We start from the raw sequence: 15,249 nt of genomic DNA, 5'->3' as shown, positions 1-15,249 counted from the left end.
AAAGGGCACTATGACTGACGACGGACGCATACGAGTTCCGGCAGACCTGGACTCGGTGACGAACACCGGCAGCGGTGATCAGGCCGAGGACCACTCCGGCATCGATCCGGCCGCCGTCGAACGAATCTGGCAGGCGGCCCGGTACTGGTACCAGGCCGGTATGCACCCGGCGATTCAGGTGTGTCTGCGACACAAGGGAAAGGTGATCCTCAACCGTGCCATCGGACACGGTTGGGGCAACGCTCCCACCGATCCGGCCGACGCCGAGAAGATCCCCGTCACCACCGACACGCCGTTCTGCGTGTACTCGGCCGCCAAGGCCATCTCCACAACGGTGGTCCACCTACTGGTCGAGCGCGGGGCGCTATCGCTCGATGACCGCGTCTGCGACTACTTGCCCACCTTCACCAGCCGGGGCAAGGATCGCATCACCCTCCGTCACGTGATGACGCACAGCGCGGGCATTCCGGTGCCCACCGGACCGCGGCCGGACATCACCCGGATGGATGACAGCGAGTACACCCGCGAACAGCTCGGCCAGCTGCGCCCGCTCTACCGTCCCGGCCTGGTGCACATGTACCACGCGCTGACCTGGGGACCGTTGGTACGCGAGATCGTTCTGGGCGCCACCGGCAAGAGCATCCGCGACATACTTGCCACGGAAATCCTTGACCCCCTTGGGTTCCGGTGGACCAACTACGGTGTCGCGCCGGAGGACGTGCCGCTGGTGGCTCCGAGTCATCCCACCGGCAAGCCGCTGCCCGCGCCCATGCGCGCGGCCTTCCGGGCGGTCGTCGGTGGCACCATGCACGAGATCATCCCGATGTCGAACCAGCCGTTCTTCCTCACCGGCGTGGTGCCGTCGTCCAACACCGTATCCACCGCGAACGAGCTGTCCCGCTTCGCTGAGATGCTTTGCCGCGGAGGGGAACTCGATGGGGTACGGATCCTGTCCCCCGAGACCATCCGCGCCGCAGCGGCACCTGCCCGGCGGCTGCGCCCCGATATGGCGACCGGCGGCATGCCGATGCGCTGGGGTACCGGGTACATGTTGGGCTCCAAACGATTCGGCCCATTCGGGCGCAACTCTCCGGCCGCGTTCGGGCACACCGGGTTGGTAGACATCGCCGTGTGGGCGGATCCCGCACGCGCCCTGTCCGTCGGCGTGGTCAGCAGCGGCAAGCCCGGTAACCACAAGGAAGCCAAGCGCTACCCCGCACTGCTGGATCTCATCGCCGCGGAGATCCCGCTCGTCAGTTGACCCCCTGGCGGTTAAGCGTACTGTGTAAACAAGGGCCGGGAACAGGGTCGGGGATCGTTGAACGACTATCCCAAAGAGAGATGCCATGAAGCTCCCCCACGTACGTATACGCCAGATAGCCCTGACCAGCGCGGTCAGCGTCTTCGCAGGACTCGCCGCCGCCGTGACGGCTCCCACCGCATTCGCGGCGCCGGACTGCAGCCAAGAGAGACTGTCCGACACCGTCGGCACCACCACGTCGGCGACGCGCAGCTACCTCGACAGCCACCCGGGCGCACGCGCGGTGTTCGATGCCGCTCCCAACCAGTCCCGGCCCGAGGCGGCCGCCAGTATCCGCACGTACTTCATCGCTCATCCCACGGAGTACCACGAGCTACGCGGCATACTGGCCCCGATCAGCAACGCCCAGCGCGAATGCAACGTCACCGTGCTACCGGCGGGCCTGGCCTCCGCCTACGACGAGTTTATGGCCGGCTGAGCTACAGCTCCAGGCCAAGCAACGCGTTCTCGATCAGCTCGGGTAGTGCCGGGTGTATCCAGTACTGCCCCCGCGCCATCTCGCGCACCGGAATCGAGAAGCTCATCGCGGTGATCAGCGACTGGATCAGCGCCGATGCTTGATAGCCGACGATGTGCGCGCCGACCAGCAGGCCCGTCGCGCGATCCGCGACCAGCTTGCATAGGCCCTCGGTGTCCTCCATCGCCCATCCGTACGCGATGTCCCCGTACGTCTGAACCTTCACCGCCACATCGATCCCGCGCTGCCGCGCCTCGTCCTCCGACAACCCCACCGACGCCACCTGGGGGCGGCTGAACACCGCACCTGGCACGAACCGGTGATCGCTGGCCGTGGTCGGCGAGTCCCACCCAGACAGCAGATTCGCCTGCACTACCCGGGCCTCGTGATTGGCCACATGCTTGAGCAGATAGTGCGAACTCACATCCCCCAAGGCGTAGATGCCGCGCACCGGCGTGCGCTGGTACTGATCGACCGGAACGCGGCCCTTGTCGTCGAGCGCCAATCCCGCTGCCGCCACGTCCAACTGGTCGCCGTTGGGGGTACGCCCGGTCGCGACCAGCAGCACGTCGCCCGCCACCGTCGATCCGTCGGTGAGGTCCACGTCGATACCGCAACCGCCGGTTTCACGGGCGGCTAGCACCTCAGTGTTCAGCCGCACATCCCACCGGCCCGACACCACATCGGTGAAACGCTGCGAAATCGTCTCATCCTGGGCCCGCAGCAGCCTCGGACCGCGCGCGACCACCGTCACCGCCGACCCCAGGCCGCTGAATACATGTGCGAACTCAGCAGCGATAAAGCCGCTGCCGACAATCACCACCCGATCGGGCAGTTCGGGCAGACGCATGATGTCGTCGTTGGTGTGGAAGTCCACGCCACTCCCGGCGATCACGGCCGGGATAACCGGACGCGATCCCGCGGCGATCACCACCTGCCGGGTCTCCAGGACCGTGCCATCGGCCAGTTGGAGCCGGTGAACCAGATCGCCCTCGGCATCGGGCACCGGGGCGATGAATCGCGCCTCCTGCTGAAAGACGGTGATGTTCGGGCAGTCCTCGACGCGGTAGCGCAGCCCACCCGCCGCGATCGGGTCTATCCGGCCGAAGACACGCTCGCGGATATCGGCCCAGCGGGTCCCGCTCACCGAGCTGTCCACACCGAGCCGGGCACCGCCGCGCGCCTCATCGGCCAGGTCCGCGGGATAGACGAACATCTTGGTGGGTATGCATCCGACATTCAGGCAGGTGCCGCCGTAGGCGCCCCCGTACACACCGCGATCGACGATCGCGATCTCCTGGTCCGCGAAACGGTCGTCGGGCAAGGAGTTTCCACTGCCGGAACCGATGATGACGAGGTCGTACACCTGTTCTCCATCTCTTGAGGGCCCGCTCTCGGCGCCGAGCGTCCCCCTTACGCTGCCATATCGGCGGGCACCGTGACGGACACCCTGGTGCCCGCACCCGGCGCCGACACGATCTCGACGTTGCCGCCGGTAGCCGCGATCGGAACCGTCAGCGAGGCCAGCCCGATATGCCCGTTGGCGACCGACGAGGCGAGTCCGCGCGGATCGAAGCCCCTGCCGTCGTCCGCGACCACAAGCGTCAGAAGATTCCCGTCCCGAGTCAGCTCGACGTGAATGTTCTTGGCACGGCCGTGTTTCACGGCGTTGGTCAACAGCTCCTTGGCCGCCCGGTACACCAACGGCTGCACCGGAAGACTGCCCACTTCCTGCAGTTCGGTGCTGACCTCGGCGGTGCCCCGCGCCGCGTACTGCCGCCCGAGCTCCTGGATCGCCGCCGTCAGTCCCAGCTCGGCGAGCACCTGCGGATGCAGCGAGGACACCGCCCCGCGAAGCTCCGCCGCCGTCTTCCGCAGGGAGGAGTGGACCGCACGCAGTATCGGATCCGGTTGGCGTTCAAGTACTTCTTCGATCTCCAGGCGTGCCGCCAGTAGGTTCTGCAACGGCCCGTCGTGCAGTTGTTCGGCGACCTCGCGGTTGTGCCGCTCATCGGCACGCATCGCTTCCAGGACCAGCTGCTCGCGGGTGTGTAACAGCTGCCCCACGTGTTCGGAGCGCCGTTTGAGGACGAAGCACATTCCCGCGGTAGCAGCGGCCAACCACAGCAATGTGGCCACCGTGACGTACTCGTCGCCGGGAATGCTGTCGATGTTGCCGCTCCTGGTGTAGAACACCAGAACACCCAAATACCCTGCAGCGGTGACTGTTCCGAGGATGGCCGTCACGGCGGGCCGCTCTTGAAAGGCCACCGAAACGGGTAACAGAAAGAACACCGGAAGCAATTCCGACGTGCCGTAACCGGAGGCCACGCACAGCGCCACCACGGCGGCGATGTCGATCGCCGTGGCCGCCGGAGCCACCCACAGCGGGACGTGTCCGCGAACCGCGATCACCACCCAGGCGATCGCCGACACCGTGTACACCGCGAGCACCGCGTAATACACCCCGACGTGCCACATCTCGATGTTCGGGTTCGACCCCAGCAGCACGATCAGCACGATCAGCGGCAGCCGCAGCCAGGCCGAAACCCGCATGGGTTCGGCGGTGAAGTAATCGGCTATCCGGTCCAGTCCGATCACCACGGCTACTCAAGCAATCCGCGCCGCATGGCCTCGGCCACCGCGGCAGCACGGTCGCCGACACCCAACTTCTCGTACAACCGCTGCACGTGGGTTTTCACGGTGGACGGGGCCAAGAACAACTGCTTGGCGATGGTGGGCACGGTGAGTCCGGCGGCGATCATCCGCAACACCTCACGTTCACGGGCGCTCAGCGACGGACCCGCCGGCTGTGCGCGTTTGCGGATCTCACCGGCCAGGCCGGCCGTCAGGCTCGCGGTCACCACGTCGCGGCCCCGCGCACAGTCGAGCACCGCGCTGACCAGTTCTGCGCGAGTGGACTCCTTCGACAGAAAGCCCGCGGCGCCTTCCTCCAGCGCGTGATAGACGATCGCCGCATCGTCATGTGCGGAGAGCAAGAGCACCCGGGTGGGCAGTTCATCGCGGCGCACAGCGGCCGCCACCTGTGTTCCGTCCAGCTCCGGCATGCGGTAGTCGACCAGCGCGACATCGGGCAGGTGCTCCCTGATCAGCGCGAGCGCGCCGGCGCCGTCCTCGGCCTCCGCCACCACCTCTATCTGGCCACTACCGGTCAGCGCCCGCACCACACCCTCGCGAAAGAGGGGGTGGTCATCGCCGACCACCACCCGCACGAGCCCGGCGCTCACCTGCACAAACGCAAGCTTGGCACGCCAAATCCACGCGTGTCCCCCAATTGGTGGACATCAAGATCCTCCCCCGCATCAGGCGATCGCCCGACAGACATTCCGGCCGTCACGCCGCATCGTTGAAGTATCACCAAGCAACCCGGTGATCCAACTCAAAGACCAACTGGCACAGGAGAAATCATGAAGAAGTACATCATCACCGGAACCGCCGCCGCCGCTCTCGCGCTCGCGCCCCTCGGCTTCGCCCTGGGCACCGCGTCCGCCCAGACCGACAGCTCAAACGCCCAGCAGACCGTCAGCGAGCTTCAGGCACAGGGATACAACGTGATTGTCAGCAAGACCGGTTCCAAGGCCCTCACTCAGTGCACCGCCAGCAGCGTGCGCCCCGGACAGACCACCACTCGGTCCGATTACGGCCTGCCGAGCAACAAGCGTCCGGGCGTCTTCACCACCACCACGACCACCAAGACCATGTACGTGGATGTGACCTGCTGATTTAGCGCCGGTACCGACTGCATACCAACCTCGTCCCATTTGATGCCGATTCAGACACGGGTGGGTAACGGCCCTCGCCATCCACACAGCCGCCATAAGAGACTGCGAATGCGACGGGTCTCATGCTGCCCGCGATGCAGAACGAAACTGTCGGAGCGCTGGGGCCAAACGGCTTCTGGTGGAGGAGGAGATTCCGTGAGTGCGCCCAACGATTCCCCGGCGGACGGCTCCGAGGAGGAGATCCTCGACCGGACCGGACCCATCATCCCCATCAAGCTCGGTGCACACGCCAAACGACAGCGCGCGGAGGCTGCGGCACAGCAGCCCGAATTACGGCCTCTGCCGCCGCCCGTGCAACTGCCACCCCGCGGCCCGCTGTCCATCGTGGACGCCGTGCCGCCTCACGATCCGCGCGTCGATCTCCCCCCGGCGATCGGCGACGCATTGGGCGCCCAGCTCCGCTCGGAAATGCTGCCCCCGCCACGGCGGCCCGCATCGGCGGGTTGGCGTAAGTGGGTGTACCGCGGAAGCTTTGGCGTCATCAATCCCGGCGAGTCCCGCGAGGAGGCCGAACTTCGCGAGCTCACCGCCGTGGTGCGCACCCCGTGGCGAGGCATCCACTCCCTGGCGGTTCTGGGCGGCAACGGCGGCGTCGGCAAGACGATGATGACCGCCGCCCTCGGTTCTGTGCTGTCCGAGCTGCGCCGCAAGGACATGGTGCTGGCCACCGATGCCGATCCGGGCCAGTCGGCCAACCTGGCGTCGTGGATCGACCCGTCCGCTTCGTCCACCTTCGCCGATGTGTTGGCACAAAACGAGCCCGAGCGCAACTTCGATCTGCGCTTCTTCGTCGGTCAGAACTCCGAGACCGGGCTGGATGTGCTTGCCGCCAACGGACATTCGGTGCGTCCCAGGGGAGAACTCAACTCCGAGGTCTACACCCAGGTGCACGATCGGCTGCAACGGCTCTACAGCCTGCTCATCACCGATACCGGCGTGGACTTCTGGCATCCGGTCATGCCGGGCGTGCTGCGGTGCGCCAATGGTGTGGTGCTCGTGGCGGCGGCCACGCCGGTCGGCGCCGAGGGTGCGGTCCGGGCGATTGAGTGGCTCATCTCCGAGGGCTACGAGTACCTGATCCCCCGCATGGTGGTGGTGATCAACCATGTCCGTGGCTACGACAGTCGCGAAGATCGCAGGAACTCCGAGCGTCTGGTGGCGGCCATGGTCGCCCGGTTCCACCGCTGGATCTCGCCGAACCACATTGTCGCCGTTCCGTATGACCCGCACATCGCGACCGCGGGCCCGCTGGACATCCAGCAGCTGCAGCCGGAGACCTGGCATGGGCTGCTGACGGCCGCGGCGTCGGTCTCCGCAGGCCTGGCAAGTGCCTGGAGCGTCTAACGCAGCGAATAGCCGCCGTCGGTATACAGCGCTGAGCCGGTAGTGCCGGTGTTCAGCAGCAGGTAGACGGCGGCCTGGGCGACTTCGTCCTCCGTGACGGCCCGGCCCAGCGTGGATGTTGCCGCGATATGTTCAAACGCCTGACGGCGCGCCTCGGGCGCGCGCTGGTTCCATAGGTGCCCGTCCACGGTGCCCGGCGAGAGCGCATTGACCCGGATCGGGGCCAGCTCCTGGGCCAACCCCCGGGCCAGGCCCTCGATGGCCGCGTTGGCCGCGACATATGCCGGTGCGTTTCCGGCGGGACGAACACTGGCCGCCCCCGACATCAACACCACCGAGGCGTCCTCGGCAAGCTTCGGCACAGCCGTCTTCACCACCCGGTACTGTCCCCAAAACTTCGACTCGAACGGTGTCGCGGCCGCCTCGATGGACAGCTCGGAGATCGAACCGGTGACGTAGGTCGCGGCGGTGGTGAACAACCCGTGCGCTCTGTCGATATCCGTGAAGAACTCGTCGATGCTCGCCTGCTCCGACGTGTCGACCAGATGCCAGCGCGCTCGTGGCCCGAGCTCGCGAGCGGCGGCGGCGAGGGTCGCGGCGGTGCGCCCGCCCAAGACGACCTCGCCGCCCGCCGCAGTCACCAACCCGGCCACACGGCGCCCGATGCCGGTTCCCCCACCGATCAGGACCACGGTGCGTTCGGCGAACGCCGTCTCAGACAAGAAGCCGGTCACCGGTGCGAAGTTACCCGGCGGCACATATCGGATCCCGCCTTCAGCGCCACCGGATTTGAATCACTATTGACTTCTGCTCCCCCGGGTAGCAACAATCAGCAATATCTGCGAACAACTGTGAGCAGATATGCATGACCCCGTTCTCCGCCCGAGGAGCTCACGATGACCCTTGCCAACAGCCGTGTGGCCGACGCCCTCACGATGTACCTGCCAGCGCAGGAAACGCCCGGCGAGATGGCGCTACCACTGATCGGCTCGGTGCCGCACGAGCTCCGGGGCACCCTCTATCGCAATGGCCCGGCCGATTGGGACCACGGCGGTTTCCGCGCCGACCACCCGTTCGACGGTGACGGACTGATCGTGAAGTTCACGATCACCGACGGTGCGGTCCGCTTTCGCTCACGCTTCGTCGATACACCGAAACGGCGCAAGGAGGCGCGCGGCCGGGGTGCGCATATCCGCGGTGTGTACACGCAAGGAAAACACCTGTGGGACAACGTGGGACGACAGCCGGCCGATGCCGCGAACACTCATGCCGTCGTCCACGCCGACCGACTGCTGGCGCTCAGCGACGCCGGCCGGCCCTGGGCGATCGACCCGGGCGACCTGAGTACGATCGGGCCCTGCACATTCGAGGGACGGCTGCCGCGATTCTCCCGGTTCTCACCGCATCCGCGCATCGATCCGGACACCGGCGAGCTGTTCAACTTCGGGCTGGATGTCTCGCCCTCGCTGACGGGCCCCGCCCTCGCATGCCTCCGGTGTTTCCGGATTGACGCGAACGGGACACTGACACAGATCGCCAAGGTTCCCACCGGCCACATCTACATTCAGCACGACTTTGCCATCACCCCAACATATTTGGTGTTCGCACTGGCACCCATCACCGTCGACCCCGTGCGCGCCGCATTCGCGGGCCTGGGCTTCGCAGCCCTGGGTGACAGCGCGGACTACCGGCCCGAACAAGGCATGAGGATCGTTTTGGTCCCGCGTGACGGGGGCCCGCCCCGCACCGTCGAATGTGACCCTCTGGTCTACGTCCACGTCGACAATGCCTACGAGGACCGTGGCGACGTCGTGCTGGATATCGTGCGCCACCAGGATTTCGACTTCCTCACCGCCGGACTGAAGCAATTCCGCACCCAGGTGCCCACACTGGGCTGGCCGACACGACTGCGCATCACCCCGGCGGGAACTGTGCACATCACCGATTACCCCACCGCCCCAGCCGAGTTCCCTACCCACGATGAACGGCGCACCGGACACGAGCACCGCTATACCTATCTGTCCGCGCAGACGCGGGCCGACGAGAACGCGATCGTCAAGCTCGATCGCGCGAACGACACCCAACGTCACCACACGTTCGCGCCCGGCCTCGTCGCGGGCGAGCCTCTCTTCGTTCCACGGTCGCACTCCTCCGGTGAAGACGAAGGCTGGATACTCGCCGTCGTCTACAACAGCGGTGAGCACCGGACAGAGCTACATATTCTCGACGCTCACGCCATCGAAGACCCCGCCCTCGCCATCGCGATCCTGCCGGGCCACCACTTTCCCGGATTCCACGGCAGTTTCACCGACAGAATCTAGAGGCGACCAGCGGGACCCTTCGTCACGCGCCCTATCCTTGTCCGAGTGTCCGAATTGTCCCGTCCCGCGTTGCGTGCGCGCCTCGACGGACTGACCATTCGCGACGCGTCTCGCCTCGGGCGCCGTCTGAAGAATCAGCGTGACGCCCACCCGGACGCCTTGGCGAAACTCGCCGAACAGTTCGTGGCCGCAGAGGCCCTGGTCGCCACCCGGACCGCCGCGATCCCCGTCATCACGTACCCGGACCTGCCCGTAAGTGCGCATCGAGAAGAACTCGCCCGCGCGATCTCCACGCATCAGGTTGTCGTCGTCGCCGGCGCGACCGGGTCGGGGAAGACCACGCAGCTTCCCAAGATCTGCCTGGAGCTGGGCCGAGGAATCCGCGGCACCATCGGCCACACCCAGCCGCGCCGGCTGGCGACGCGCACCGTCGCCGAGCGCATCGCCGAGGAGCTGGGGACCCCGCTCGGTGAGACTGTGGGCTACACCGTCAGATTCACCGATCACGCCAGCGATCGCACCCTCGTCAAGCTGATGACCGACGGCATCCTGCTCGCAGAGATCCAGCGCGACCGGCGACTGCTCCGTTACGACACACTCATCCTCGATGAGGCACACGAGCGCAGCCTCAACATTGATTTCCTGCTCGGCTATCTGCGCGAACTGGTGCCAAGTCGGCCTGACCTGAAGGTCATCGTCACCTCGGCAACCATTGAGCCCCAGCGCTTTTCGGCACATTTTGGAGACGCACCCATCTTCGAAGTCTCCGGACGGACCTACCCTGTCGAGATTCGGTACCGGCCACTGGAAGTCCCCGTACCCGGCGACTCCCGTGCCAAGGCTGACGACGAACCCGATGACCCCGACCACGAGATCGTCCGCACCGAGATACGCGACCAGACCGAGGCCATCGCCGACGCCGTCCGTGAGCTGGAGAGCGAGCCTCCCGGGGACGTGCTGGTGTTCCTGTCCGGCGAGCGTGAGATCCGCGACACCGCCGAGACCCTGCGCGGCGCCTTTCGCAACACTGAGGTACTTCCGCTGTACGCGCGGCTGCCAACAGCCGAGCAACACAAGGTCTTTCAGCCTCACACCGGTCGGCGCGTGGTACTGGCCACCAATGTCGCCGAAACCTCGCTGACCGTTCCCGGCATCCGGTATGTCATCGACCCCGGCACCGCACGCATCTCCCGCTACAGCCGGCGCACCAAGGTGCAGCGCCTACCCATCGAACCCATCTCGCAGGCGTCGGCCGCGCAACGGTCCGGCCGGTCCGGACGGACCGCGCCCGGCGTGTGCATCCGGCTGTACTCCGAGCAGGATTTTGAGGCTCGGCCCCGCTACACCGATCCGGAGATCTTGCGGACCAACCTTGCCGCCGTCATTCTGCAGATGGCAGCCCTACAGCTCGGCGACATCGAGAACTTCCCCTTCCTGGATCCGCCCGACAAACGCAGCATCCGCGACGGTGTGCAACTGCTGCAAGAACTGGGCGCCTTCGACACCGAGGACACCATCACCGAGCTGGGCCGCCGGCTCGCGCGCCTACCCCTCGATCCCCGTATCGGGCGGATGATTCTGCAAGCCGATGCCGAAGGCTGCGTCGAGGAGATCCTGGTGCTCGCGGCGGCCCTGTCGATTCCCGATCCGCGTGAACGTCCGGCCGACCGCGAGGACACCGCACGGCAAAAACATGCGCGGTTCTCCGACGATCATTCCGACTTCAGCGCCTACCTGAACCTCTGGCGGTACATTCAGGATCAACGAAGCCAGCTCTCCGGCAGCGCGTTTCGGCGTATGTGCCGAGATGAGTTTCTACATTACCTGCGGATCCGGGAATGGCAGGATTTGGTGGGCCAGTTGCGCAGCATCGCGCGCGACCTCGGCATTCGCGAGTCGGGGGAGCAAGCCGACCCGGCTCTTGTCCACGCTGCGCTGATCGCCGGCCTGTTGTCGCACATCGGTTTACGCGAGGGCGACACCCGCGACTACTCCGGCGCACGTAACACCAAGTTCGTGTTGGCTCCTGGTTCGGTGCTCACCAAGAAGCCTCCACGGTGGGTGGTCGTCGCCGACCTGGTCGAGACCAGCCGATTGTTCGGCCGCGTCGCGGCACGCATCGAGCCGCAATCGGTCGAGCGAATCGCCGGCGATCTGGTGCAACGCGCGTACAGCGAGCCGCACTGGGACGCCGAGCGCGGCTCGGTGATGGCCTTCGAGCGGGTCACGTTGTACGGGCTGCCCCTGGTGCCCCGCCGCCGCGTGGGTTACGCACAGGTCGATCCGGAGCTGGCCCGCGAATTGTTCATCAGGCACGCCCTCGTGGAGGGCGACTGGCAGAGCAAGCACCATTTCCTACGAGACAACGCGCGCTTGCTGGAAGAGCTATCCGAGCTCGAAGACAAGGCCCGGCGCCGCGACCTGCTGGTGGGCGATGACGAGATCTTCGCGCTCTACGCTGCCCGTATTCCCACGGATGCGGTGTCCGCCAGGCACTTTGACGCCTGGTGGCGCAAGCAACGACACAAGACGCCGGATCTGCTGACCTTCACCCGCAACGATCTGCTGCGCGGCGAGGACGCGGCCACCGACATGCCCGACACCTGGCGAGCGGGCGACGTGGCGCTGCCGGTCAGCTATCGATTCGAACCGGGTGCGGCCGACGACGGTGTGTCCGTGCACATCCCGGTGGAAGTTCTTGCCCGCCTTGGCGGTGATGAATTTGCCTGGCATGTACCGGCTTTGCGCGAAGAGCTGATCACCGCCCTTATCCGCTCGCTGCCCAAGGACCTGCGCCGCAACTTCGTCCCCGCACCCGACACCGCCCGCGCGGTGCTCGAAAGCCTCGAACCCGGTGCCGAACCGCTGGTATACGCATTGGGGCGCGAGCTGCATCGGCTTACCGGCATTCGCGTACCCACCGATGCGTTCGACCTGGACAAAGTGCCCCCGCACCTCCGGGTGACGTTCATCGTCGAGTCCGCCGACGGCTCCGAGGTAGCACGCGACAAGAATCTCGAAGCATTGCAACAGCAGCTCGCGGGTTCCACCCGCCAGGCCGTGGCGGCCGTAGTGGCGGGCGAATGCGAACGCCGCGGCCTACGCGGCTGGCCCGAGGATCTGGCCGAATTACCCCGCACGGTGGAACAAGTCAGCGGCGCACACACCGTGCGCGGATACCCGGCCCTGGTGGATACGGGAACCGCTGTGGACATCCACGTGTTCGCCACCGCCTCCGAGCAGCGGGCAGCCATGGCCGTGGGCACCCGACGCCTGCTGCGGCTCTCCATTCCGTCACCTATGAAAACCGTTGAAAGAGGCCTAGACCCGCGATCCAAGCTGATGCTCTCCTCAAATCCGGATGGCTCGCTGGCGGCGCTGCTCGATGATTGCGCCGACGCAGCAGTCGATCTGCTGGCCCCCGCACCGGTATGGACCCGGGCGGAGTTCAGCGCACTTCGAGACCGCGCCGCCCAGAATCTGGCGGCGACCACGCTCGATATCGTGCGCCGTGCCGAGAAGGTGGTCGCGGCCTGGAGCGAGGTACAGGTGGCGCTGCCCACCAACGCGCCTGCGGTGCAAGCCGATGCGATCGCCGACATGCGCGACCAACTTGCCAGGCTGCTCGAGGGCGGGTTCGTCGCGGCCACCGGCGCGGCGCGCCTGACAGACCTGGCACGCTACGTCACCGCGATCGGGAATCGACTAGAGCGCCTACCGCAGGGCGTGGAAGCCGACCGGGAGCGCATGCAACGCGTACATGCCGTCGAAGACACCTACGACGACCTACTGCGCGATCTGCCAGCCGGGCGCGCGGACGATCCCGACGTCAGGGACATCGCGTGGTTCATCGAAGAGCTGCGCGTGAGCCTCTGGGCCCAGCAGCTCGGCACCGCACGTGCGGTCAGCGAGCAACGAATTCTCAAGGCCATCAACGCCGCTCGGTGAGCGTCCGCGACGCTTCGAATGGCGACTTATAGTGACTTCGATGGAGCTGCGTCATATCCGGTACCTGCTCGCTGTTGCCGATCATGCGAATTTCACCCGTGCGGCCGAGGCGCTGCACATCTCCCAGCCGACTCTGTCGCAGCAGATCAAGCAACTCGAGCGCACACTCGGGGTGGTGCTGCTCGATCGGTCGGGCCGCACGGTTCGGCTGACGGACGCGGGTGAGGCGTACGCGCAGCACGCGCGGCTCGCGCTGCGAGATCTCGACGCGGGCGAACGCGCGGTCCACGACGTGCAGGACCTGTCGCGCGGACACCTGCGGATCGCCATGACACCGACCTTCACCACGTACTTCATCGGTCCGCTGGTACACAGGTTCCGCACCGCACACCCCGGCATCACACTTACTGTGCGAGAGACCACCCAGGAACGTATCGAGGCCGACCTGCTGGCCGATCGGCTCGACCTCGGGATCGCCTTCGCGGGGCCCCATCCCGCGGGGATCGATCACGTCGCGCTGTTCACCGAGACGCTGCGACTGGTGGTCGGCTCGGATCACCGACTAGCGGCAAAACCTGAATCGCTGCCGGTGGGCCGGCTCGCTCACGAAGCACTGGGGCTCCTCAGCGCGGATTTCGCGACACGCCAGGACATCGACACCTATTTCGCGGGCCTCGGGGTCGCGCCCCACGTCGCGGTCGAGGCCAATTCGATTAGCGCGCTACTGGAATTCGTCAGGCGTGGGTCGCTGGCCACCGTGCTTCCCGATGCGATCGCGCGCGAACACTCGGACCTGCATCTGGTGTCACTGGACCCGCCGTTGCCCACCCGAACCGTCGAGCTGTTGCGACGCAACACCGCCTATCACTCCGCCGCGGCGCGCGCGTTCACTGAGTGCGTCCACGCGGCAGCCCAACAGCACTGACCCCCAACAACTATTCGCATTGTCGATAGTTGCCATTGAATACAAGTATTGGACTCTATAGCGCCAGGTGACGCAGGCTGGAGTTACCAACGGAGAGGAATGACGCACATGGCGCACGCACAATTCGATCCCACCAGTCGCGAAGAACTGGCCATCGCCGCAGTCGAGGCCAAGACTGCCAAGGATCTCACCTGGCAGCAGATCGCCGACACCGCCGGATACTCGCCGGCCTTCGTCACCGCCGCCGTGCTGGGTCAGCATCCACTACCGAAACAGGCCGCCGATGCGGTCGCCGACCTCCTCGGCCTCGACGACGGGGCGGCCGCACTGTTACAGACCATCCCCACCCGCGGCTCCATCCCCGGTGGAATTCCGACCGATCCGACGATCTATCGCTTTTACGAGATGCTCCAGGTGTATGGCACCACACTGAAGGCGCTGGTCCACGAACAGTTCGGGGACGGCATCATCAGCGCCATCAACTTCAGACTCAACGTGCAGAAGGTTCCCGACCCCGAGGGCGGACACCGCGCGGTGATCACCCTGGACGGCAAGTATCTGCCCACCGTTCCGTTCTGACCGAATCCCCCATCGCCAAGCACGCCTAAGGATCCTCATGGACTTCGCGCAACGAACCATCGACCTCGCACTCCGTAATGTCGAGGAGGGTGGCCGGCCCTTCGCCACCGTCATCGTGAGAGACGGTGCCGTCCTGGCCGAGAGTCCGAACAAGGTCGCCCAGACCAACGATCCGACCGCACATGCCGAGATCCTGGCCATCCGGGACGCATGCACCACGCTGGGCACCGAACACCTGACCGGGGCCACCATCTACATCCTGGCCCTGCCGTGCCCCATGTGCCTGGGGGCGCTCTACTACTGTTCGCCCGACGAGGTCATCTTCCTGACCACCCGGGACGCCTATGAACCGCACTATGTTGACGATCGAAAGTACTTCGAGCTCAACACCTTCTACTCTGAGTTCGCCAAGCCCTGGGATCAGCGGCGGCTACCCATGCGTCATGAATCCCGCGCTGATGCCGTGGACGTCTACCGCCTATGGCAAGAACGCAACGGCGGCAACCGGAGCGTGGCCGGAGCGCTCACTGCGTGAGGGTTACTCAATACAT

General features: G+C 66.0%; 13 protein-coding genes. 9 read left to right on the top strand and 4 right to left on the bottom strand.

Annotated elements, in window-relative coordinates; genetic code table 11:
- The first annotated feature begins 10 nt into the window (after positions 1-10).
- Both lipE and B4394_RS13345 read left to right on the top strand, forming a co-directional pair.
- Entirely contained in the window at positions 11-1,261 is a 1,251-nt protein-coding gene (lipE, locus tag B4394_RS13350; protein ID WP_078315286.1) for a lipase LipE, read from the top strand.
- A gap of 85 nt (positions 1,262-1,346) precedes the next feature.
- Positions 1,347-1,739 carry a hemophore-related protein gene (locus B4394_RS13345; RefSeq protein ID WP_078315285.1) on the top strand — a complete coding sequence of 131 codons (393 nt, stop codon included), beginning with the start codon at positions 1,347-1,349 and terminating at the stop codon, positions 1,737-1,739.
- 1 nt (position 1,740) lies between these two features.
- Here B4394_RS13345 and B4394_RS13340 read toward each other — a convergent pair whose 3' ends face one another.
- Genes B4394_RS13340 through B4394_RS13330 form a run of 3 tightly spaced genes read right to left on the bottom strand, consistent with a single transcriptional unit; the run spans position 1,741 to position 5,011 of the window.
- Complete coding sequence (locus B4394_RS13340) at positions 1,741-3,144, bottom strand: mycothione reductase (protein ID WP_078315284.1); 1,404 nt, start codon at positions 3,142-3,144, stop codon at positions 1,741-1,743.
- A gap of 47 nt (positions 3,145-3,191) precedes the next feature.
- Positions 3,192-4,334, bottom strand: coding sequence for an ATP-binding protein (locus tag B4394_RS13335; RefSeq protein ID WP_078315502.1), 1,143 nt, complete (start codon positions 4,332-4,334; stop codon positions 3,192-3,194).
- Between the two features lie 50 nt (positions 4,335-4,384).
- Positions 4,385-5,011 (bottom strand): response regulator, encoded by a 627-nt coding sequence (locus tag B4394_RS13330; RefSeq protein WP_078315500.1) that lies wholly within the window; start codon positions 5,009-5,011, stop codon positions 4,385-4,387.
- Between the two features lie 195 nt (positions 5,012-5,206).
- Here B4394_RS13330 and B4394_RS13325 point away from each other — a divergent pair, with 195 nt between their 5' ends.
- Positions 5,207-5,521, top strand: a complete 315-nt coding sequence (locus B4394_RS13325; protein WP_078311442.1) for a hypothetical protein — start codon at positions 5,207-5,209, stop codon at positions 5,519-5,521.
- A 195-nt stretch (positions 5,522-5,716) separates the two neighbouring features.
- Complete coding sequence (locus B4394_RS13320; RefSeq protein WP_078315283.1) at positions 5,717-6,925, top strand: MinD/ParA family ATP-binding protein; 1,209 nt, start codon at positions 5,717-5,719, stop codon at positions 6,923-6,925.
- On the opposite strand, the gene B4394_RS13315 is transcribed toward B4394_RS13320, so the two are convergent.
- The gene (locus tag B4394_RS13315) at positions 6,922-7,659 is read right to left on the bottom strand and encodes an SDR family oxidoreductase (protein ID WP_078315499.1); all 738 of its coding nucleotides are present in this window, start codon (positions 7,657-7,659) and stop codon (positions 6,922-6,924) included. The two genes, B4394_RS13320 and B4394_RS13315, sit on opposite strands and share 4 nt — an antisense overlap.
- 162 nt (positions 7,660-7,821) lie before the next feature.
- Between B4394_RS13315 and B4394_RS13310 the strand changes: the two genes are divergently transcribed.
- The 5 genes from B4394_RS13310 to B4394_RS13290 all read left to right on the top strand — a co-directional run bounded on the left by B4394_RS13310 (position 7,822) and on the right by B4394_RS13290 (position 15,233).
- Positions 7,822-9,246 carry a carotenoid oxygenase family protein gene (locus B4394_RS13310; RefSeq protein WP_078315282.1) on the top strand — a complete coding sequence of 475 codons (1,425 nt, stop codon included), beginning with the start codon at positions 7,822-7,824 and terminating at the stop codon, positions 9,244-9,246.
- 45 nt (positions 9,247-9,291) lie between these two features.
- Entirely contained in the window at positions 9,292-13,194 is a 3,903-nt protein-coding gene (gene hrpA / locus B4394_RS13305) for an ATP-dependent RNA helicase HrpA (protein WP_078315281.1), read from the top strand.
- A gap of 40 nt (positions 13,195-13,234) precedes the next feature.
- Positions 13,235-14,119 (top strand): transcriptional regulator CynR, encoded by an 885-nt coding sequence (gene cynR / locus B4394_RS13300; protein ID WP_078311446.1) that lies wholly within the window; start codon positions 13,235-13,237, stop codon positions 14,117-14,119.
- Positions 14,120-14,227: 108 nt separating this feature from the next.
- Positions 14,228-14,698, top strand: coding sequence for a cyanase (gene cynS, locus B4394_RS13295; protein ID WP_078315497.1), 471 nt, complete (start codon positions 14,228-14,230; stop codon positions 14,696-14,698).
- Positions 14,699-14,735: 37 nt separating this feature from the next.
- A complete protein-coding gene (locus tag B4394_RS13290) occupies positions 14,736-15,233 on the top strand; it encodes a nucleoside deaminase (RefSeq protein ID WP_078315280.1) in 498 nt (165 codons plus the stop codon).
- The last annotated feature ends 16 nt before the right edge of the window (positions 15,234-15,249 follow it).

The sequence above is a fragment of the Mycobacterium sp. D16Q16 genome, assembly GCF_002013745.1.
Taxonomy (GTDB): Bacteria; Actinomycetota; Actinomycetes; order Mycobacteriales; family Mycobacteriaceae; genus Mycobacterium.
This window is presented reverse-complemented; position numbering and strand designations above follow the sequence as displayed.

Coding starts and splice junctions, on each gene's coding strand:
- lipE (WP_078315286.1), top strand. CDS start 11: ATGACTGACGACGGACGCATACGAGTTCCGGCAGACCTGGACTCGGTG.
- B4394_RS13345 (WP_078315285.1), top strand. CDS start 1,347: ATGAAGCTCCCCCACGTACGTATACGCCAGATAGCCCTGACCAGCGCG.
- B4394_RS13335 (WP_078315502.1), bottom strand. CDS start 4,334: ATGCGGGTTTCGGCCTGGCTGCGGCTGCCGCTGATCGTGCTGATCGTG.
- B4394_RS13325 (WP_078311442.1), top strand. CDS start 5,207: ATGAAGAAGTACATCATCACCGGAACCGCCGCCGCCGCTCTCGCGCTC.
- B4394_RS13310 (WP_078315282.1), top strand. CDS start 7,822: ATGACCCTTGCCAACAGCCGTGTGGCCGACGCCCTCACGATGTACCTG.
- cynR (WP_078311446.1), top strand. CDS start 13,235: ATGGAGCTGCGTCATATCCGGTACCTGCTCGCTGTTGCCGATCATGCG.
- cynS (WP_078315497.1), top strand. CDS start 14,228: ATGGCGCACGCACAATTCGATCCCACCAGTCGCGAAGAACTGGCCATC.
- B4394_RS13290 (WP_078315280.1), top strand. CDS start 14,736: ATGGACTTCGCGCAACGAACCATCGACCTCGCACTCCGTAATGTCGAG.